Source organism: Filibacter tadaridae, from assembly GCF_900609045.1.
GTDB classification, from domain to species: domain Bacteria; phylum Bacillota; class Bacilli; order Bacillales_A; family Planococcaceae; genus Sporosarcina; species Sporosarcina tadaridae.
This window is the reverse complement of the sequence record NZ_UXAV01000031.1, coordinates 92,859-114,260: the sequence shown is the minus strand read 5'-3', so window position 1 is coordinate 114,260 and position 21,402 is coordinate 92,859. Positions and strand designations below refer to the sequence as shown.

Genomic DNA, 21,402 nt, shown 5'->3' with positions numbered 1-21,402 from the left:
TGTTGTAAGGTTGGAGGAAAACGTTGTGTGGTTCAGGGATTACGTTGCGAGGTTGGGAAAATGTTGTGGGCTTTTGGTATATCGTTGTTAGGATCGAAGAAAAGGTTGCTAGGTGTGAAGAAAACGTTGTGAGGTTCAGGAATTATATTGCTAGGTTTCGCAGCTACTATTCGATACCGCCCATGCAAACGTAAAAAAGGGGGTGATTGGCATCCAACTCCTTTGCACAGACAAGCGTCATATCGCCTAAACGCTTACGCATTCCATCCATATAATACAGGATAGATGTAGAGTACGGAGGTGCGACATGCATTTGCTTACGATTATTTTCATTGGCGTGGCTGCAAACATCGATAATTTAGGGATTAGTGTTGCGTACGGGTTGCGCTCCAATCGGATCCCATTTCTATATAATTTAATCATTTCATTGATCTCCATGGGTTGTGCGTATTTTGCCATTACAGCTGGTAGCTTGTTGTCCGAGTATCTAACCGTCTTTGTAGCGAATTTCATTGGTGGGGTACTGCTGGTCGGGCTTGGTATTTGGATTGTCCTGAAAGTAAATACCTTGCCGGCAAATCTTTCAAAGGGTAAAAAAGTTGTTACCATCAACTGGAAGGAATCAATCGTTTTAGGATTCATTCTCTCCCTTAATTGCTTAACAATTGGTTTCGGGGCGGGAATTACTGGCCTACCCCCTTTGTCTACAGCATTAGTCGTCGGCGTTTTTTCATTCATTTCCATTTTACTCGGTGTTCGCCTTGGCCATAAAGTCGGTTCCACCTGGTTCGGAAAGCAAGCAGAACGGATCGGCGGCATTCTGCTGATACTAATCGGAATATATGAGATCTTTATTTGAGTATCGTTTATTTGTCGGATCCACATCGTGATTTTGTAAACATACAGTAAAGAATAGACTACTGGAAGGTCGTCTGATTTTTGCTGTATGTTTATTTTTGTGTATGGATTGCTTACCCTTGTTTTCTACCGCGAATACTCGGGAAATAGATGCTAAAGGGCTGCTGACAGGAATGGGTTTTCTTTCTTTTTAGTTTAGTAGAATGCCTGGGAGCGATAATGGTTCGCAATATGTGTACACTTTTCATGGATGTAGATGAAAAGTGAACCTGATTAACTGCAAAGAATGACTATACAGATTTTTCATTCTACTGTACTATTAATAGATAACCTTTCGGTAGAAGAGGAGAATCTAAATGACGAAAAAGTGGATAGCAGTTTTAACTGCACTCTTTCTTATGTTCACAACAATCGGCGCCGTGTCTGCCGCGCCTTTATTCAAAGACGTCGGTGATGGGCATGGTTCGAAAGCGGAATTGGACTTTTTGGCGGAACGCGGCATAATCTTTGCAAATCCGCAGGAAAACTTCGGGGTGAAGGAAGAAATTACCCGCTTGGAAGCGTCCGCCATGATTATCAGGGCACTCGGACTGGAAACGGTAAACCGGCCTGATCCTAATTTTATCGATATAACGCCTGAAGTCGAGGGGTATGACATCATTGCTACCATAGCTGACAAGGGGATTGTCAATGGCAACGCAAACGGCGAATTCATGCCGTACAAAAAGTTGACCAGAGGAGAAATGGCGGCGATTCTCGTCAAAGCTTTTAAGTTGAAGGGAACATCCAAACACTTTTTTAAAGACGTTCCTGCAACATACTGGGCATCGGAATCGATTAAAACACTTTTTGCGAATGAAGTTACAAGGGGCTATCCGAACAATACGTACAGGCCGACAGCATTCATTACAAAAGTGAATTTTGGTACGTTTCTCGCACGTATTTTGAATCCTGAATTCAAAAAGATACCCGTCTGTTACGCGGATGGTAAAAAGACTACTGTTGTCAACGTGCAAGTGACCAACGTTTGGAAGTCACCAAATAAAAATCGTATCGTAGACCGGCCGTCAATTTCCAATCCGACAGATATGCAAAAATGGGCAAAAAGCATGTCCATCAGCCAAAAACAATGGCTCGTCGGGAAAACGGATACACAAGCCCTCTATGGACAGGAAGTCGTCATTTTAAAAAGTAGCGGAAACTGGCATCAAATTGCTGTAAAAGATCAATACAAACCGGGTAATAAAGCTGGTTATCAAGGATGGGTACCGAAATCCCATGTGACTGAACGTACGATAGACTACACTAATTGCCGAATTGCAATTGTCGATACGAACATAGCGACTCTCTACAATGAACCGAAAATGAAGAACAAATACATGGACATTAGTTATACAACGATTCTTCCAGTCATTAAGGAAGAGGGGGGATGGCTTCATGTGCAAACACCCGCCAATGGGGTGAAATACCTCCGTAAGGTAGATGCAAAAGTTGTTAAAAACTTTGCCACAATTCCGAAACCGACCCAGAAAGATATTGTCGATAGCGCTAAGATGTTCCTCGGTCTACCGTATGTCTGGTCAGGCATTTCAGGGTTCGGCTTCGACTGTTCAGGACTCATCCATTCCGTGTACAAAAATCATGGCATCATGATTCCGCGCGATTCATTCGTTCAGGCAGTAAAGGGTACACCTGTTGCCAGAAGCAAGATGCAACCCGGGGATTTGTTATTCTTCGCATATAATAAAGGGAAAGGGAAAGTTTACCACGTCGGTATGTATATCGGAAATAACAAAATGATCCATGCGCCGAATTCAAGCAGAAACGTTGAAATCGTTTCTATCAATGCCCAGCCATACAAAGCGAACTACGCTGGTTCAAGGCGATATTTGAAGTAACGTGTGTCGGGATTGACGCCTTAAACAGGATCAACTAGCACCCAAAACCCCTCCCAACCAGTCAGTTGAGAGGGGCCTTTAACTTCCAATCAAATACTTCCAAGCCCAACTATACCAATCCAAAACAAAATCTTCATCGCAAAAGTGATAATAAGCATACATTAATATGAAAGTAGGACGATATTGATGAAAAAGTTACTGCTTACAGGTTTCGAACCCTTCCTGAAATTCACGGTCAATCCGACGATGAAGATTGTGGAAGAACTAAACGGCCAACAAATCGGGGATTACGTCATTCATAGTGAAGTATTATCCGTCGATTTCAACGCTTCAGGTAAGCAACTTCTCGCACATATTGAACAGATACAACCCGATGCAGTCATGTCGTTGGGATTAGCCGGGGGACGTTATAAAATGACACCAGAACGTATCGCCATTAACATTAAAGACGGAGAACCTGATAATAATGGCCATCGACCGGTAGACGAAGTAATCCAAGTGGATGGTGAGCCCGCTTATATGTCGACCTTGCCAATTAGAGCGATGGTCAATCAGCTACTTGAAAGCGGGTTGCCTGCTGAAATCTCAAACACTGCAGGCACGTATCTATGCAACAATGTGATGTACGAAGCATTGCATTATGCCGCGAAAAATCAACCGAACATGAAAGCCGGTTTCCTTCACATTCCAGCGTCTCATGAACTCGCCATCGAATACGGCAAAATACCAAGCTGGTCACACGAAGAGTTGAAAAAAGGTGTAACGCTTTGCATTGAAATGTTGTCAGTAGATGAATCATAAGAAAATGTACATACCTGAAGTTGTGGTGGCAAAGTTTCAGGTACGTTTGATTCAAACTTTTCAAAAGGCTCGTATGTATATATAAGTACTTCTCTTTAGTAGTCATTTAAATGAATCATGCATAGAAATGCTACGGAAACACGGAAAAACAGCAGCTTAGACCACCAGCTGCTGTCCATCAAATCAATTCAATTCCGTTGATCCGAACAAGTCTTTTACGATTTAAAACCGCCTAAAAGACTTGAAAGGCCTTTCAAAATGATCGCTACTGCAAATAACACAACAACAATCACAACTACAACAATCCCGATAAGTAGCAAAGTGCTAGCCCCAACGAGTAATCCCGGCACGATAATAATTAGCAAAAGAACCGCATAAGCTGCTAAAATACAGGCGAGAAAAAGCGGAACATCGTTTCTAAATTTCGACATACTATACACCCCCTTGTCTATAACATATGTACGACTTATAACGGGGGAGGGGCAAGTATGCCTGAGAAGCGATTTCTGCTAATTACTTTGCATTGCGTACTGGAGATTGTTGGTACCAATCACCGTTAAATTAAGAAAAACACCAACGTGGAAAGATTACTTTCCGTCCGCGTTGATGTTTTTATAAGCTCTCGGCTATCTAGCACCTTATCCTACTCTAGCTCAATTCCTAACCTCATACGTCTCCACAAGTTCAATCGAACCGATGACGGATTGTGCCATGGCACAGTTTTTCAGCGTCAACTCAAAGACTTTATCCATTTTTGTTTCATCAATATCTTGACCTTCAATGATAAAATGCAGATGAATTTTTTCAATCCTGTTGGCAATTTCTACGTTTCGAGTTACTTCCTTCACTTCAATTGTTATATTATCGGCGGGCATGCGCATTTTTTCTAGAATGTTCCGTAATACACCGCCGCTACATACCGCAAGTGAAGAAACAAGAAGTTGGAATGGCCTGAACCCATATTCCTCATTACCTGAAATTTCAAGTCGGCCAAAATCCATCTCCGTCTCAAAACCATTTTCCATCATTTCAAATTTCATAATCATACGCCTCCCTTGAACTAGAATTATAGAGGGTTTCGATTAATAAAGCATATATTGTGTACTGGACTATTCAGATAACGAGGGGTAGCTGAAGCCACAAGACTAACAGTGAACTTCTGTCCGGCTTGTGGCGGAAGGAATCCCCGTGCGAAGTATAGGATTCAATGGACTTCTTTAATTCGGCGCTGTAAGGCCTTCTAATTCATTCAAAAACAAGACGAAATTGCTACTTCTTTTTAGCGAGTTTTCTTCATTCATGATGAAATCCCAAGACTCTCCGAAATCCTTTTCCCCGAATATCGCCAGCTCGTTAAAAAATTCGACGAACGCATCGTCTGTAATGGAGTCAGCGAAGGATTCTGCTTTTTTTATTTTTTCCTCGGCTTTGATGGTTTGTAAATCATGGATTGCATGATCCAAATTACAGGAAAAATAATAAACCTTGTAGGGGATGGACGATAGTGTAAAATTGGTGTTCACTAGTGTTTTTAACCGTTGGGATTTCATTTTATTTCGTTCAACTATTTGTTCGAGTTTTTTCTCGCTCGGAACGAAAATCGCGTCTTCAGTGTATTTAATCCGTTCAACGGACTCTTTAACGACCACTTTTGATTCATCTAAAAAAGTCCCATCGGTGTCTGTTAATTGGGCAACCAACAAAATATCTTTTTTCAAAAACTTGTTTTCATCGATAAATTTACTGACGACTTCTCCGATTATATTTTTAGGACTTTTACTCTTGCTTTTTAAATCGGAAAATAGATCACCATGCGTTACTTTGAACATGACATTATGCGGTTTACCAACTTTTTCAAGGAAAGGATATAACGCATCCTCTTCAGACGACCCCTCCGCAATGATTATGACCACTTTTCTACTTGCGCGGCTCACTTAACATCACCCGCTTTTCTAAAAGCCTGTCTAATGTAATAAGCATCCGTTTCTTGGTAAATGTCTTCGGTTTGACCACCCAATTGAACTGCGCGGATATAGACATCTCTAATATTATTTGTCTTCTTGATCCCTGTTAATTTAATGAAGCGATTTTCTGGATTGATGGTTGTAAACAATAAGCTTTCTTTATGGAGAACCTCCAGTAATCTCAAATTGTGGGAAGTGAATAGTAATTGTCCTTTCCCGTAGTTTTCAAGAACTTCGATTATTTCTCCCAATAAAAACTCGAAAATACCCGCATCCAGTTCATCAATTACGATGCAAGAATTCGATTTATTGTACATGGTCACTAAGGTACTCAGTATAGAAAATAGCTTTTTAATACCGTCAGATTCGCACCAGAAGGGCAATTTCATACCATTCCTGTTACTAAGTAATTCAACCCGCACGCCTTCTCGGCCGTTACTATCCGTTTCATTTCCTAGATTATTTAGTTCTACCGTTAGTCCGGGAATGACCTTTTTTAATACGATATTAATTTGTTGGAAAACGTCATTGGCTATTACATATAAGTCTTTAGGAATTACCCTTGCTTCGTCAAACCGTAAAGGGACGGTACCGCCTGCTTCGAAATTCGAGCTTTCCATTTGAAATGCAATCGGTAAAACGATATTTGCATAGATTAAACCAGAGTTTTGATTGGTCAATATGTGAAGGTTTTTCCCGAATGAAGATTTAAGTGCTTGTAAATACTTGAATTCGTCATCCAAATTGTTTTGGCTTAAAATTTCTAGTGTATCTTCTCTAAATAAAAATGAGGTTCTTTCTCTTTCTGCTAAGCTTTTGCTTACTTTTAATCCAACAGTTGCTTCAATTTCTTTAATGCTTGCCGGGTTTCTAACCGTCATAAAGTCAAAGTTTTTATCACTTTCGTACCCGATTAGGTCCTTAATTCTACTTCCTTTTTTCACTTTTTTAAATTTCACTGATTCATTTTTTAGTACGATCTTGTTTCGTTTATTTTCAAAAGCCGTTTTATATTCTAAGTACATTTTTTCTTTGTCTTCTTCATATAAAAAAGCGAATGTTAAAACCGATTCATCTTTACCTGATGAGATCAAATGGTTAAATTCATTGGGGAATCCAGCTCCGTCTAGCAACGTTTTTAACATGGCAAACGCTTCTACTATAGTTGTTTTTCCGGAGCCGTTTTGACCGTATATCCCCAAAATATCCGCTTTCTCGGTGGTCATTTTTTTGGCAGACGGGAAGGTGACGATTCCATGGCCGACGTTTTTAAAGTTTTGTAATGTTACTTCTAGAACACGAACAATGGGTTCCATAATGTACATCCTTTCGAAGATTGCTATATATAAATCATACAGATTAACAGGCATATATTCAACGAGTTAAACCTAATTTAGAACTTTTTATTCCTTTTTCGATATTACTGTTAGAGCTATCTTTGACCAAAACCCATACATTTATTCTGTCTGTTACTACCTGTTTAGAAGAGTACACTCAATTTCCATGTCGAAGCGATCAATGCGCGCGGTGAAGCGATCAATCGCTATGGTGAAGCGATCAATCGCTATGGAGAAGCGATCAATCGCCATGGAGAAGCGATCAATCGCCACGGAGAAGCGATCAATCGCCACGGAGAAGCGATCAATCGCCATGGAGAAGCGATCAATCACCACGGAGAAGCGATCAATGCCATGGAGAAGCGATCAATGCCATGGAGAAGCGATCAATCGCCATGGCCAAGCGATCAATCGCCACGGAGAAGCGATCAATCCCCACGGAGAAGCGATCAATCCCCACGCCGAAGCGATCAATCCTGCACGCCAAGCGATCAATCCTCACGAAGAAGCAATCAATCCCCACCCCAAAGCGATCAACCCACACAATAAATCGCCCAATCCCCAAAAAACACCAGATAATCCGATAAAATTCACCAGTAAATACGTTCAACTATATGAAAGTTATGGTACGATAACTAAAAAGGACGACAACCAATCGGTTACTAGTTTAATGGAAAAGTAATGAGCATGTAACACCGATATAGGAGTGGAAAAGGATGGAAGAACAAACGAGGTATTCGCGGCTTGCCAATATTACGAAGTTGATTAATACGAAGCTTGAGTTACGTGAAGTGCTAGAGAATGTTGTAACGGCCATATCAGAAGAAATCGTTCAATGCGATTCAGTTGGTATCTATTTACCGCGTGAGGATGGGTCTTTCAGGGGGTACGTTGGAAAACCCGAATTGATTAATGGTATGACGCTGGATATGCATGTAATTGATATGGACTACGATTTATTGGCCAAAGAAGTGGTTGACACTCAAAAGACGATTTACATACCGGATACATCAAAGGATAATCGCCCGGATCCTAGAGCGGTGGAAGGATTCCAGATTAAATCGTTATTGGTGCTCCCTATCTCCTATGAGAATGAATTATTTGGTCTTGTCTTCTTATTTGACTATGGAATTCCGATGAACTTAACAGAGTCCGAGATTCAATCTGTTGAGGCCTATGTAAATATGGCTGCTGTTGCGATTCAAAATGCAGCTAATTTAACGCATAAGGAAAATCTACTTGCTGAAAAACAATTGTTGCTGGATGTCACACGTGATTTATCCATGTGTTCATCAATGGACGAGGGAATTGGGAAGTGTTTTTTCTATATCGGAAAAGTGTTGAATAACCATAATATCGGTGTGCATTTATTGGATCCCCTAGCCGGCAAACTTATTAAGCCGGCCCACCTAAGCAAGAATAGCGATTGGACAGAAGAAGAATGGTTGGAAACCCACGGCATGGCGAGGATAGACGAAAGATCGGATGCTGTATTCCAAGAAGTGATAAGGACGAAGGAAGCGGTTCTTATTCCGGATGTCTTTGCTGATGAAAGACCGAATCATGAAGCGTGCCGGGAATTCGGGATGAAGGGGATGTTCGTGCTTCCGTTGGTATCGCTGGGCCAAGTTTTAGGCGTCATCGCCGTGGTGAATCTGGAAAAGACAGGGGTCTCCTATTCGGAAGCCAATCAAAAACTCGCACAGTCGATTATAGATGCAACGGCATCAACGCTGTCGAATTTATTGTATATGGAAAAGCAGGAATTGATTATAAATGAAAGAACTTCTGAAGTAATCGATAAAAACAAGCAACTTGAAAACGTTGTGTCAGAGTTGCAGCAGCTTGGCCGTGAAAAAGAGCTGATTCTCAACTCGGCCGGTGAAGGGATATTCGGTCTGAACCTAGAGGGCAATGTCACATTTTGTAATCCGGCAGGAGCATCCATGCTGGGTTACGAAACAAAATGTGCACTCATCAGGAAACCGTATGACGCTGTATTTAACTTTAGCCATATGGGGGAACAAAAAAAGGTAACCGCCCTTTTAAAAGCTAAAAACGATAAGTTTCAAGGAGAAGGCCTTTTATACAAAAATGATGGTACCAGCTTGGAGTCCGAATATGTTGTTTCCCCGATTTCAGAAAACGGAAAGGTTGTCGGGTATGTCGTAACGTTTAAAGACATTACGCAAAAGAAACAGATGGAAGAGGAAATAAAACATCGTGCCTATTATGATAGTTTAACGAATTTACCAAATAGAGTGCTGTTAAAAGACAGGCTGGAGCAAGGGCTAGAACACGCCAAAACACATGATGGCAAACTCGCTATCCTGTATATGGATGTGGATCGTTTTAAAACGGTGAATGATACATTAGGGCATAGTTATGGTGATCAGTTGCTTGATTATTTGGCGAACCGTCTACGGACATGTATTCCTGAAGGGGCAACGGCGTCGCGGCAAGGCGGGGATGAGTTCATCATCTATCTGCCTGACATCAAAAATAAACAGGACATACAACAGGTCATTGATCGTGTAATTGCGGCATTCTCAAAACCGTTCACGCTCAAAGAAAATGAAATTCACATTAAGGTCAGTATGGGGATTAGTCTGTTTCCTGAAGACGGGGATACTGCGGATCTGTTGATAAAGAATGCGGATATTGCAATGTACCAGTCTAAGGAACTTGCAGGAAGTAGTTACCAATTCTATAAAGCCGGAATGGATACAGGCACTTTTGAAAATCTTATACTCGAAAATGCTTTATATAAAGCAGTCGAAAATGAGGAATTTATAATCTATTATCAGCCTCAAATAGACTATAAAACGAAAATGGTTGTCGGTATGGAAGCTCTAATCAGGTGGAATCATCCAACAGAAGGGTTAATACCGCCCGATAAGTTCATTCCGTTAGCGGAAGAAACGGGTTTAATCGTCCCTATTGGCGAGTGGGTCCTTGAGCAGGCATGTAACCAAGTGAAACGTTGGCATGAACAGGGCTATCCTTTATTAAGTGTGTCCGTCAATTTGTCTGTCCGCCAGTTCGAAAAGAATGATTTATATTCTATCGTCAAAACGATCTTAGATAAAACAGCGTTATCTCCCGTGTTTTTACAACTGGAGATCACTGAAAACCAAATCATGAAAAACACAGCGCTAACCTTGAAAACGCTTGAAAAGTTAAAAGGAATCGGCATAAAGATTGCCATTGATGATTTCGGTACGGGCTATTCATCTCTTGGCTATTTGAAAGACTTTCCCATTAATATCCTGAAAATTGATAAATCGTTTGTTCAAGATTTGAAACTAGATGATAATAGTGCGGCTATTACTAATACCATTATTACACTTGCCCAAAATTTGAACTTGGATGTAATTGCTGAAGGCGTTGAGACTGAAGAGCAGGCGGAATTTTTATCAACGCGGGATTGTTATTTGATGCAAGGGTTTTATTTCGGCCGGCCGATGAACGCGCAAGAATTCGAACAAAAATATCTTATTAACGCAGGAGGAATTCGATGAAGGCAGTACGAGCAGTAGTGGATTATTTAAAAGACAATGGAGTAGAATACATTTTTGGTATTCCGGCAGGTTCGGTAAATGCGTTTTTTGATGAGTTGTATGAAACGCCTGAAATAACACCTATCGTCACAAAACACGAAGGAGCTGCGGCTTATATGGCGGCCGCCTATGCTAAATATGCCGGACAACTAGGCGTTTGCATCGCAAGCAGTGGCCCTGGTGGAACAAATCTTGTGACGGGTGCAGCAAATGCAATGCGTGAGCATCTACCCATGCTTTTCATAACGGGTGCAGTCCCTGTAAATACCGTCGGGTTAAATGCCTCTCAAGAATTGGATGCCGAGCCGCTGTTCCGGTCGGTGACAAAATATAGTGTCACGATTACGGATGCGAAGGATTTACTTCCCGAATTCGTGAAGGCAACTGAACTGGCGCTGTCGGGTATCCCGGGACCTGTCCATATTGCCATGCCAATCGATATCCAACTTCAAGAAATGGAGAATGTTGATATACCTGAATTTATTGTAAGAGAACCGATTGTCCCCGATCATGACACACTTAAGACGGCGGCTAAAGAGCTAGTCAATCGAAAAGACGGTTATATCTTTGTGGGGCAAGGGATTAGGAACTCTGTAGAACTCGTGCTCGAAGTGGCGGAAATGCTGGAATGGCCAATCATCACAACGCCTCAGGCAAAAGGGTATATTCAAGATAATCATCCTCTCGTAGCGGGCGTTTTCGGCTTTGCGGGTCACGACGAAGCATCAGTACTCATCAATGAAGGCGACGGGCAGGCCTTATTGGTCATCGGCTCAAGTTTAGGCGAAACGGCGACGAATAACTGGAATGAAAATCTGACGAAAAACCGCTTTACTGTACAGATGGATTACGACCAATCCGTCTTTCACCGGAAATATGGAATTGATATCCCTGTTTTAGGTGATGTCAATCTAAGTTTACAAGCCCTAATTGTGGAATTAAAAGCGCTTGGACTTTCAAGAAGAAGCATGCCTACTGCTAAAAAGCAGAACGAAATCGAGAATCTGGAAGAATACAACACTAAAAACGTATTGACGCAAATACAGAAGTTTGCACCCGCTTCCACTCGCTACACCATCGATATTGGCGAGTTCATGGCTTATGTCGTTCATCATATGAATGTGCTGGACACGGATACATTTAACATTAATGTGCATTTTGGGGCAATGGGAAGTGGAATCGGGTCGGCGATAGGCTCGAAACTGGCGGAACCTGAGCGTCCAGTTATCTGTATAACCGGTGATGGTAGCTTTTTCATGCACGGCATGGAGATACTAACTGCGAAAGAACAGCAGTTGCCGATTGTATTCGTAATCATGAACAATGCGCGATTGGGAATGGTCTATCACGGCCATTCATTGCAATATAAACGCTCTCATCCTTCATTTGCACAGGAACCAATCAATATTTCTGCAATGGCTGCGGCCATGCAAATTCCAAGTGTACGAGTTGAAAGCATGGAAGACCTCAGCCAGGATGTCATCGAAAGCTTGATGGCGGCAAAAGGCCCTTCCATTTTGGAAATCGTATTGGTGGATGAAACAATTCCGCCCATGGGAGATCGTGTTAAATTCTTATCATCTTTCGGTAAATGAAAAAGAAATCCAGGATAGGCCAAGTGCCCATTCTGGATTTCTTTTTTTATAATGGCGTAGACAAATTATGTAGGGATTCGGCTATTGCCCCGATTGTTTGCCCTTTAAAGGCATCAGGTACCGCCTGCCCCGTGGGATTTGCGTAATAACAGCTTCCGTTAGCCTCGTCATACGTGAAACCAAGACTCATCAATGCCTTTTGTAAGTCGTTGGGAATTCCAGCCGATCCGGTTTTCTCTTTGAAATAGTCCGTCGCATAAACCGACACATCCACATCATCCGACCCCGTATACACAACAATTAAATCAGTAGCTTTTTGGACAATCCACTGCCTTTTTGAGTATAACGAAATTTTGGTTTTCTCAAGGGAGGCAATCCCGTTCAGATTCACGCCGAAAAAGCGGAGAATCATAGCACGGACTTCCGAACCCGTCATTTCCTTGCCAGAAAGATGCGCATCGATTACAGCGCTGGATGAAGAAGCAGAATCCATTTTGCATTCGGGTGTAAGCGAAGCAATGTCTAAGTTAATAGCAAAAACCTCTTGTACAACCGTACAAATATCCGTATATGTCAAACTGCCGCTGGATGATTCCAGAAGGAGATCCATTTGGTCTATTTTCGAGATTTTTTCAATGTTATTATCTGTTTGTGATACTTGCATGCCAAAGCCCCCATTTTATTGTAATGAATAATGTTTATAGATAGATAGAATTATAACATAAGGGTAGATTGAGGGAATTGGTGGGGCAGGGAGAACCATAGCTAGTAACCCAAGGCGGGGCGATCAATTCTCGAGGCGAAGCGCTCAATAATTGCGTTTGGTGCGCTGAATTGGCAAGGAGAAGCGATCAATCATTGCGTTGTAGCGATCAATTGGCAAGGAGAAGCGATCAATCATTGCGTTGTAGCGATCAATTGGCAAGGGGAAGCGATCAATCATTGCGTTGAAGCGATCAATTGGCAAGGAGAAGCGATCAATCATTGCGTTGAAGCGATCAATCCGCAAGGAGAAGCGATCAATCATTGCGTTGGAGCGCTCAATTGGCAAGGAGAAGCGATCAATCATTGCGTTGAAGCGATCAATCCGCATGGAGAAGCGATCAATCATTGCGTTGGTGCGCTCAATCCGCATGGAGAAGCGATCAATCACGATGAAGAAGCGATCAATCCCCGCGGTGGAGCGATCAATTGCGCTGGAGAACCGCTCAATCCGCCCCCGATTGACTACTTTTATCAATCCTATGGTATTCAGCAACTTGAATGACGCGTACGCCCTGTGTATTCAACTCATGATAAATTCCTCTACTATCCCGAAACGAAATGTAATTATCCCGCTCACTTTGAATGAGCGCCTCCGCACTTTCCATAGATTCCATATGGATAAATCTGCGGATATAATGTTCTTCATCAAAGAAGTAAGTTACTTTGAATTCTTTCATGGCAATTGGCCCCCTACTTGTTGGATGTGATTGAGATTGAAAGATTGTCCTATTCAGCAAGTATTGCCGATTTAAAGAATAAAATTCAGTAGTTGTACACTTTCTGGTACAGTGACTAGATTAAATTGGACACTATTCCGATAGCTTAATTGTAGGAGAAAAGCATGCTAATCGCTTAAATTAACGGCATCGTACATGTTATGATAGAGGGGGTTGATATAAGGGAGGAACAAACGTGGATAAGAAAGAACAACAGTTATTTGCCTACTACTATACTAAGTTTGCAGATCGAAACTTTGATGAAAAAGACCTATACAGTTTCATGATGTTGGTGCGGGAAGAAGCGCAAGATAATGAAAATATTAAAGAACTCGGAAACTTTATAGCGCAGCGGGAAAACAGCACGGGCTATGTAAATCAATATCTTGACGAGTGCAAACAAATCATCAGTCAACTTGGGAGCGGCGTAAAAACCAAGAAAATTGAGGATATCTTCTCCTTCAAAGAAATCAGAAACGGTTTCAACACATTGTTTTTGAAAAATGGTTTTGACAAACTGTCTTCTGAAATAATTAATGATTTCATTTTATGTATCATCTCTTTATTGCAAGATGTCAAATTAGTATCGGGTAATTTGAATAAAGTAGTCGGACACCTAAGCTTTGCGGTTTCCAGCAAAGAAATCTTTTTGATGGGGAACATGAGAACGCTCAACAAAGGACGATATATTCCTGTTACTTTTCAAATTTTATCCGCTGAGAACCGTTATGAAAAAATAAAAGCTCAAGACAAAAATGATACCCCTTACCTATTCAATGAAGAACTGATTGAAGTGATAAATAGCGATGGAGAAGTTCTCATCACTTTTCCTGATATACAACCAACTACATAAGTTGAAAAAGGGAACCAGTCAACGCATCGTGTTTGGCTGGTTTTTCATGCGGGATTTGCATAGTAGGTTTCCAACCCTTTTGACTTAAATAGACATTTCGTGTGGGAGATTTATAACTAACTCCCGCAAATATCCTATGAATTCCAATCTCCGTATACCGCCGAACAATCAAGAAGCTTTCAGGTATTTTTCCCATCCATCATTCGACCAATCGTCTCCTAATCCGCTTTGTTTCCAAATCCGCCAACCGCACGGGAATAGGAATCCGGCTTTCTTCGTTAATCAAATGAAGTACGATTTTCGTAGTTGCTTGTAGATTGATATAATTTCCACAGGAGATGAAAATAGGTTTGACATCTTGATGGGAACGTAAAACTCTACCGTACACTTCATTTCCAATGACGATATCCTCATAAGATCCGGTCTTGTTTTTAGGTATCGTGACATCCACATTATCTATTTTGAAATAACTTTTCGCGATGCCGATTGTTGGTTTATTAAGAAAAAAAGAAGCGTGTGTGGCGATACCCATATGGCGCGGATGCAAATAGCCGTTGCCATCGAACATGTACAAATCAGGTGTCTTGGATAGCTTCTTAGCCGCATCCAGAACGAGTGGCAGTTCCCTGAAAGCTAAATAGCCAGGTATATAGGGGACAGTAATTTTTCCGATGCTATGTGTTTTATCAACAACTACTTTCGTATCGTAGTCGATTACGACAATGCTACAAACTCCCCATTCCACGCCTGCTTCTTCCCAGTAAGCGACATCCACGCCTGCACAAAATTGTATCCGTTCAACCGCCCGACCATTTTTTAAGCTGATTTTGTCGGAGAGAAAGGTTTGAATGGTTTTAAACTTTTCAATTTCAATGGATAGCGATTGTTTTTCTTCATTATTCAAGTGGTTTCCTCCCTCGGGCACCTGTTGTAAACGCCCCCCAATCCAAATTAAACAAAAGAAAAAATGCATCTGCAAGTACAGATGCATCCCCATAAAACTACTCAGCCATAACTTCTGCAACCTTTTTAACGACGTAACCACTGCCGCCATTATCCTCTATACTTTCAATCATCATCGCCATAATATAGGCTGTTTCATCCGTTTGATAGCCTACGAAAAATCCATTTTCCTTTCCGCGTTTATCTTGCCCGGATTTTAGTTCTGCGGTTCCTGTTTTACCGGAAATCTTAACAGAAGGGATATCTGCGTCTTTACCGGAACCTTTCGTAACGACCTCGCGAAGATCAGCTCGGAGAATTGCTGCGTTCTCAGGTGAAATAAGTCCTTCTTTCCAGATTTCACTTTTGGTTTCATCCGCGAATAAAACTGGTTTGACCATTTTTCCGTTCGTTAGTAGTGGGGAATAACTGGACGCTAGATGAACGATATTCATTAGCATTTGGCCTTGCCCATACGATGTATCCACAAGTTGTGCCTCCGTTCCAATCGTAACATCATTCGAAATTTGAGAAGCCCGAAGTGGATAACTAAATGGGATATCTTTTTCAAAACCGAACTTTTTAAAGCCTTCAATTAAGGTCTTTTTACCCATTTCTATTGCTTCCATTGCAAAATAGATATTATCAGAATGGACAATTGCCTTTTTCAAATTGATTGGATTTGGTGGTGTGTAAACGCGCGTAACACCGAAATTTCCCCATGATTCGTCCTTTTTCCATCGTTTTCCTTCAATTGTATACCCTTTTTCAGGTTTAATCGTTCCCGCTTCTAATCCAATTGCCGCTGTTATCGGTTTTATTGCAGATCCTGGGGCATATGTCGCCGCGAATCGATTTAATAAGGGTTGGAGCGGATCCTTGGATAATTTGTCGTAATGTGACGCACTGACACCAATCACAAATTCATTTGGATCAAAGGCGGGGGAGCTTGTTAAAACAAGAACTTCGCCCGTTTTAGGATCAATTGCAGTAGCTGTTCCCGCCTCGCCATCCATCGCTTTAAACGTTTTCTGTTGGAGATCCGCATCAATGGTTAATGACAGTGATTTCCCATCTACCGCCGTTTTCTCAGCAATTGTTATTTTTTCTGCGTTTTCATTTGTTTTTTCAATATAGATTCGAGCCCCGTCTTCTCCACGAAGTTGTTCATCGAGAAGCTGTTCCAACCCCCGTTTACCGATTAAATCTGTTTCCTTATACCCTTTGTCTTTGACTTTCTCTAACTCGTCAGCATTGATACGACCGATATAGCCAACAAGATGTGAAAGGGATTCTCCATACGGATATTCCCGCATTTCGACTTGTGTATACGTAACACCGGGGACTTCAATCATTTTTTCTACAATAGCATTTTGAGTAGATGCAACTTTTTTAATAGGCACGAATTGATCGGGCTTCACCCAACTCTGATTAAGTTGTTTTTTGATATAGTCAGGCGTCGTATTCAGTATTTTAGCTAGTCTTTCTGCATCTTTTTCTTCATTAAACTTTTCGGGAACAATTCCAGCTTCGTACCCTTTTCCATTTATAGCCAATGGCGAGCCGTTTCGATCAAGAATTTCGCCTCGTTTGGAAGGGAGTTTGGAGACGCCCACTTTGTCGTTCATTGTTAGATTTGGAAGATTGAACGAAGGATCCCATTCGACAAACCAGTTTTCCTCTTCACCCGATTTACCATATGTCATCATCACCTTTTTTTCGAATTCAATTGGACCTGCAACGGTTTCCATTTTTATCTGAACAGGAAACTCCGGCTGATCTTCCTTTTTATATTTCTTGTCTTCATCTGGATTTTTAAATTTGATTTGTACATCCGTAATCGCCAGGTCTTTATACAGTTTCGTCGTGCGGTCAATGTATTCATCTGGACCAAAAACGTCTTTTGACGCATCGCTTAAGTAACCCTCATACATTTTTGTGAACTCCGCGTCTTTCCACAGTTTGGTATAAGAAGCAAGCCTATCTTCCGGCGTATCTTTCTTCGAACAAGCCGCGAGCGCAATAATCAGGATAAGAAAAATACTTAAAACTCTCCATTTTTTCATACGTATTCCCACTTTCATCATAGCTATTGGTAGGTCGTGTACTGTCTTTTTGTAGTAAGTTTTATTCGTTTCTGAAAAATGAAATTCAATTATAATACTACCCGAATAAATGGAAGGGAACAACTAATGTACTTGAAAAATTGTGTGAAAAAAATCCCTTCCAACATACTAGTTGAAAGGGAATCCTTAATCCATTGTATTAATCATAGCTCCCGCTACCTGCTGTAAGCGGCTATAAAAAAACTGTCCGGCTTCGGTTTGATCCAATCCGACTTCTTCAAACGCCTCACCCATACAGCGCAGCCAACATCTAGCCCGTTTCGGTGTCACTTCAAATGGCAGATGGCGATATTTCATAGCAGGCGGACCAAATTCCTCACTATACAAGGGTGGACCACCTGTAAACTGTGTTAAAAACATATATTACTTACGCTTAATTTCATTGATATCACCAACAAACAAGGGGCTTAAATCAGGGTCATCATACACTTTGGGGTAAAAATGATTCACTAACTCTTGAATTTTTTCGCCGCCAATTTGATTGTAAAGTGTTTGTAGACTTTGCTTCGACATAGCGTGAACCTCCTATAAAGTAGTGGCAACCATTGGTGTGTTCTAAACATGTATTCAGTATACCACATTAAATATAAGGATGTTTTTCAGGGAATTTTCAACCATTAACGACAACATATCTGGTTTTTCCCATTCGTCTTCGCCTCATAAAGCGCCATATCCGCACGATGAAAAAGCTCTTTAAATTTCGGAGTCGTACATTCCGAGTTGTCTGAAATGCCGATGCTTGCTGTTATATCGATAATTTCACCATCTATCTCCAATTTCGTATGTTGCACGACTTCAGCTAGTTGTTCCGCTTTCTTTTTACCATCTTCAAGTGAAACGCCATTTAAAATAATAACAAATTCATCCCCGCCAAACCGGCCTATCAAATCTTCCCTGCGAATCGTAGCGGAGCATGTTTGACTGACGAGCTTGATCATTTCATCACCATAAAGATGACCAAATCTATCATTAATCGCTTTCAAATTATCCAAATCCAGGACAATGCAAACAATGCTTTCATTTCTCGTGACAGCTTGCTTCAACAATAAATCCGTAGTCGTTTCCATATAACTCCGATTGTATAAGCCCGTTAAATAATCAGTATTCGCCCGTTTTTCAATTGAAGTCACCGTGTGCTTGACATCCAGCTTGAGTGCCGCCAACGCCAAGTCCCGCTTACCAATTTCGGTAAGCAATAAAATATATTCTTTTTGCACTTCGTAACCCGTATGGACATCATTCATCAGCTCACATAATGCAACCCGTTGTTCTTGGATGACTTTCAATAAATGGATGTCCGTATAACTCGCAGCCAAATTTCTAGCATCCGTTAACGATTCAAATGCTTCCTTATAGAATTGTTGCTTCATATACCAGCGGCCTTGAAGAGAATGTAACTGTGCCTTTTTGCGGGAAAATGGATCCAGAATGGAGTCGTTCATCAGTTCATCTATTAAAACTTTTGATGCAGCAAATTCGTTCAATCCGATATAGGCATTCGCACTATTCATTTTGATTCTGAATTCCAAAATCGGGCTCATAGGTTCGTGGCACTTCGCAAATACGAGGGCTGTTTCAGCCATTTCCAATGCTTTTTCATAGTTCCCCTCTTCAGCATGGATAGTACTGTAGTTATTGTAGGCCATGCTGACGGCGTCATAATGTTTTAACTTTTTCCCAAGCAAAATGGTTTGTTTGATTGAATACTTGGCTTTATCGTAGTCTTTGTTATATTCATGAAGAAAAAACAATGCTAAAAGCGAATTCAATTGATCCTCTTCATCGCCATGTATATTACATAGTTCTTCATGCACCTCTATACTGTTGAAAGCTTCTTCCAGTGCGCCTATTGAGTAGTAAGAAAAAGCATTATTCATATGAGCTATTAAAATGGACTTCGTATCATTTAATTTCATGCCATTCTCAAGAAGTTGGTAGCATGCATTAATCGATTCCTTATAGTTACCCTCACTTCTTAGCGATGTCACCTTTTTTTGCAATAAAATCAATTCACTTTTATCCATAGTTTCGGCTCCTTGTATACAATTTTCTTGTCCAGCTTTTCACTTACCAATTAAGGGCTGAGTATGTTGCTATAAAGAATTCGATTGAATCCGTTGTGGCTGCCCCATTTAAGGCGTCCTCGCATAATTAAAATAGATAGCCATTTACCTAATATATATAGTTCCATTGTATCACCAAAAGATGGAAGTAATGATATTGAACGCTTTACAAGGTGAAAAGTAGGGAATTCCCTATATATAAAGTTAATATCGCTACTTATATGGGTCAACTTCACTACATTAGTCATGGATATTTCCAACATCCATCGCAAAGACTTTAACTATTGTTAGTTAAAACCCAAACAAATCCCGAAAGTGTCCCACGAACAATGGACATTTGTGCAACCCATTTCCTGTTGAAGATGTAATGGGTCTGCTATAGTTTAATTTATAAAGCGGTGCCGCCCATACATCCAAAAACATACGTATAAACGACTACATTCCATACTAAGTTGAAGTAAATCATAAAGAAAGAAGGTCTCATTCAAAATGACATATATTCAACCTAAAGAATTAAAACTATCCATTCTAGATTTAGCGACGATGTACAACGGGGAAACAGCCACAGAGGCGCTCCGAAATTCAACGGAACTCGTCCAGTTGGCGGACCGTTTGGGCTATACGCGTTACTGGTTTGCGGAGCATCATAATACGAAGTTTCAAATTAGTACATCGCCTGATCTACTCAGTGCACACGCGGCTGCTGTGACGAAGAACATCCGTGTTGGATCGGGCGGCATCATGTTGCCGAACCATAGCCCGCTCAAAGTGGCGGAGAATTTCTCGATTTTGGAGGGGCTTCATCCAGGAAGAATCGATTTAGGGATCGGACGTGCACCGGGTACGGACGGTTTGACTGCATTGGCACTACGTCGTTCCCGGGAGGCTGTCACGCAGTATGACTTTCCTGAACAGTTGAATGAATTGTTGTCTTTCTTGACGCATGAGTTCCCGGCAGGTCACCCATTCAGTAACATCACAGCGTCGCCGGATAATGAATTGATTCCGGACATTTATATGCTAGGTTCGAGTGATGGCGGTATGCAATTTGCGGCGCAGAAAGGGCTCGGATTCGTATTTGCTGCCCATATTTCACCTCGGTTGGCTATACCAATGCTGCGGGCGTACCGCGAAAACTTCAAGCCGTCACGTTTTATGCCCGAACCGAAAAGTATTTTGGCGATTATTGTCGTAACTGCTGAAACGGATGAAGAAGCCGAATATTTGGCGGGTCCGGGGCTTTTGCAATGGACTCGATGGGGAACAGGCGAATTCAAGATGGGACCGCCGACGCTGGAAGAAGCGTGTACGCATGTCTACGCGCCGGCTGAACAGGCCGTGTTGGCTGAAAACAGGGCCCGTTTTGTTATCGGGAGTGTGGAAAACGTTGAAAAACAGCTGCGCCAACTAGCGGAAGACGCCATGGTCGATGAAATCATGATATTGAATATGTTGACGGAAAAAACGACACGCCATAAATCATATGAGTTATTGGCAAACGCGTTTACTCTTTCTTCAACAAAATAAATTTTACGGTACCTTGATGCTAAACAACTTCGGATGTTTAGGATCAAGGTACCGTTTTTTATAAAAAATGTCCAATCATCAAAGTGGGTTGAAAGCTCAACAGACCGGGTATATATACCTTTGAATTTATAAGAAAACAGGCCTTGTATAACGGCAGTATTTTCATCGTATAAATTACTAGTAGCTAACAAATATTCTGTTTGTCTATTAGGCAATTTGTGCTATAATAAGAGAATAAAAAGAATATTCGACAAAAGTCTCAGAAATCTTTTAAAAAAGAAAAGGAAGTGATGGAAAATGACTCTGTTCTCCAAATTATTTAATTCAGTAAAGAATTCTATCCCACCCCCTACTAGTACAAATCCCGCCACGGATGATAAAACCTCGCTTTCAAATG

At 41.2% G+C, this 21,402-nt stretch carries 19 protein-coding genes and 1 pseudogene; 8 read left to right on the top strand and 12 right to left on the bottom strand.

The window, feature by feature from the left end:
* Positions 1-307: 307 nt before the first annotated feature.
* The 3 genes from FILTAD_RS05745 (at position 308) to pcp (ending at position 3,557) form a co-directional block, all read left to right on the top strand.
* Positions 308-859, top strand: a complete 552-nt coding sequence (locus tag FILTAD_RS05745) for a manganese efflux pump MntP (protein WP_124069558.1) — start codon at positions 308-310, stop codon at positions 857-859.
* Between the two features lie 355 nt (positions 860-1,214).
* Positions 1,215-2,756, top strand: coding sequence for an NlpC/P60 family protein (locus FILTAD_RS05740; protein WP_124069557.1), 1,542 nt, complete (start codon positions 1,215-1,217; stop codon positions 2,754-2,756).
* Between the two features lie 186 nt (positions 2,757-2,942).
* Complete coding sequence (gene pcp, locus FILTAD_RS05735; RefSeq protein WP_124069556.1) at positions 2,943-3,557, top strand: pyroglutamyl-peptidase I; 615 nt, start codon at positions 2,943-2,945, stop codon at positions 3,555-3,557.
* Between the two features lie 215 nt (positions 3,558-3,772).
* On the opposite strand, the gene FILTAD_RS05730 is transcribed toward pcp, so the two are convergent.
* The 5 genes from FILTAD_RS05730 to FILTAD_RS05710 form a co-directional block, all read right to left on the bottom strand.
* The gene (locus FILTAD_RS05730) at positions 3,773-3,988 is read right to left on the bottom strand and encodes a hypothetical protein (RefSeq protein WP_124069555.1); all 216 of its coding nucleotides are present in this window, start codon (positions 3,986-3,988) and stop codon (positions 3,773-3,775) included.
* Positions 3,989-4,210: 222 nt separating this feature from the next.
* Positions 4,211-4,597: an OsmC family protein gene (locus FILTAD_RS05725; protein WP_124069554.1), complete on the bottom strand. Its 387-nt coding sequence runs from the start codon at positions 4,595-4,597 to the stop codon at positions 4,211-4,213.
* 177 nt (positions 4,598-4,774) lie between these two features.
* A complete protein-coding gene (locus FILTAD_RS05720) occupies positions 4,775-5,491 on the bottom strand; it encodes a hypothetical protein (RefSeq protein ID WP_124069553.1) in 717 nt (238 codons plus the stop codon).
* Complete coding sequence (locus tag FILTAD_RS05715) at positions 5,488-6,837, bottom strand: ATP-binding protein (protein ID WP_160117571.1); 1,350 nt, start codon at positions 6,835-6,837, stop codon at positions 5,488-5,490. Before FILTAD_RS05715 ends, FILTAD_RS05720 begins: the two co-directional genes overlap by 4 nt.
* A gap of 156 nt (positions 6,838-6,993) precedes the next feature.
* On the bottom strand, positions 6,994-7,194 hold the full coding sequence (locus FILTAD_RS05710; protein ID WP_148085386.1) for a hypothetical protein: 201 nt from the start codon (positions 7,192-7,194) through the stop codon (positions 6,994-6,996).
* A 13-nt stretch (positions 7,195-7,207) separates the two neighbouring features.
* Between FILTAD_RS05710 and FILTAD_RS05705 the strand changes: the two genes are divergently transcribed.
* The 3 genes from FILTAD_RS05705 to FILTAD_RS05695 are packed head-to-tail and all read left to right on the top strand — an operon-like array spanning position 7,208 to position 12,013.
* Entirely contained in the window at positions 7,208-7,540 is a 333-nt protein-coding gene (locus tag FILTAD_RS05705; protein ID WP_124069550.1) for a hypothetical protein, read from the top strand.
* A gap of 34 nt (positions 7,541-7,574) precedes the next feature.
* Complete coding sequence (locus FILTAD_RS05700; protein ID WP_124069549.1) at positions 7,575-10,379, top strand: bifunctional diguanylate cyclase/phosphodiesterase; 2,805 nt, start codon at positions 7,575-7,577, stop codon at positions 10,377-10,379.
* Positions 10,376-12,013: a thiamine pyrophosphate-binding protein gene (locus FILTAD_RS05695; protein ID WP_124069548.1), complete on the top strand. Its 1,638-nt coding sequence runs from the start codon at positions 10,376-10,378 to the stop codon at positions 12,011-12,013. Before FILTAD_RS05700 ends, FILTAD_RS05695 begins: the two co-directional genes overlap by 4 nt.
* Before the next feature lie 46 nt (positions 12,014-12,059).
* Here FILTAD_RS05695 and FILTAD_RS05690 read toward each other — a convergent pair whose 3' ends face one another.
* The 3 genes from FILTAD_RS05690 to FILTAD_RS05680 all read right to left on the bottom strand — a co-directional run bounded on the left by FILTAD_RS05690 (position 12,060) and on the right by FILTAD_RS05680 (position 13,455).
* Complete coding sequence (locus FILTAD_RS05690; protein ID WP_124069547.1) at positions 12,060-12,677, bottom strand: hypothetical protein; 618 nt, start codon at positions 12,675-12,677, stop codon at positions 12,060-12,062.
* Positions 12,678-12,821: 144 nt separating this feature from the next.
* Positions 12,822-13,253 carry a hypothetical protein gene (locus tag FILTAD_RS05685; RefSeq protein WP_148085385.1) on the bottom strand — a complete coding sequence of 144 codons (432 nt, stop codon included), beginning with the start codon at positions 13,251-13,253 and terminating at the stop codon, positions 12,822-12,824.
* Positions 13,222-13,455, bottom strand: a complete 234-nt coding sequence (locus FILTAD_RS05680; RefSeq protein WP_124069545.1) for a hypothetical protein — start codon at positions 13,453-13,455, stop codon at positions 13,222-13,224. The genes FILTAD_RS05685 and FILTAD_RS05680 overlap by 32 nt, the downstream gene beginning before the upstream one ends.
* 235 nt (positions 13,456-13,690) lie before the next feature.
* Between FILTAD_RS05680 and FILTAD_RS05675 the strand changes: the two genes are divergently transcribed.
* Positions 13,691-14,347: a hypothetical protein gene (locus FILTAD_RS05675; protein WP_124069544.1), complete on the top strand. Its 657-nt coding sequence runs from the start codon at positions 13,691-13,693 to the stop codon at positions 14,345-14,347.
* Between the two features lie 199 nt (positions 14,348-14,546).
* On the opposite strand, the gene FILTAD_RS05670 is transcribed toward FILTAD_RS05675, so the two are convergent.
* The 4 genes and pseudogenes from FILTAD_RS05670 to FILTAD_RS05655 all read right to left on the bottom strand — a co-directional run bounded on the left by FILTAD_RS05670 (position 14,547) and on the right by FILTAD_RS05655 (position 19,439).
* Positions 14,547-15,251: an endonuclease V gene (locus tag FILTAD_RS05670; RefSeq protein ID WP_124069543.1), complete on the bottom strand. Its 705-nt coding sequence runs from the start codon at positions 15,249-15,251 to the stop codon at positions 14,547-14,549.
* 97 nt (positions 15,252-15,348) lie between these two features.
* Complete coding sequence (locus tag FILTAD_RS05665; protein WP_124069542.1) at positions 15,349-17,355, bottom strand: penicillin-binding transpeptidase domain-containing protein; 2,007 nt, start codon at positions 17,353-17,355, stop codon at positions 15,349-15,351.
* 186 nt (positions 17,356-17,541) lie between these two features.
* Positions 17,542-17,928: pseudogene (locus FILTAD_RS05660) on the bottom strand (globin domain-containing protein).
* A 104-nt stretch (positions 17,929-18,032) separates the two neighbouring features.
* Positions 18,033-19,439, bottom strand: coding sequence for a tetratricopeptide repeat-containing diguanylate cyclase (locus FILTAD_RS05655; RefSeq protein ID WP_124069541.1), 1,407 nt, complete (start codon positions 19,437-19,439; stop codon positions 18,033-18,035).
* Between the two features lie 528 nt (positions 19,440-19,967).
* Between FILTAD_RS05655 and FILTAD_RS05650 the strand changes: the two genes are divergently transcribed.
* Entirely contained in the window at positions 19,968-21,005 is a 1,038-nt protein-coding gene (locus tag FILTAD_RS05650; RefSeq protein WP_124069540.1) for an LLM class flavin-dependent oxidoreductase, read from the top strand.
* Positions 21,006-21,402 lie beyond the last annotated feature (397 nt).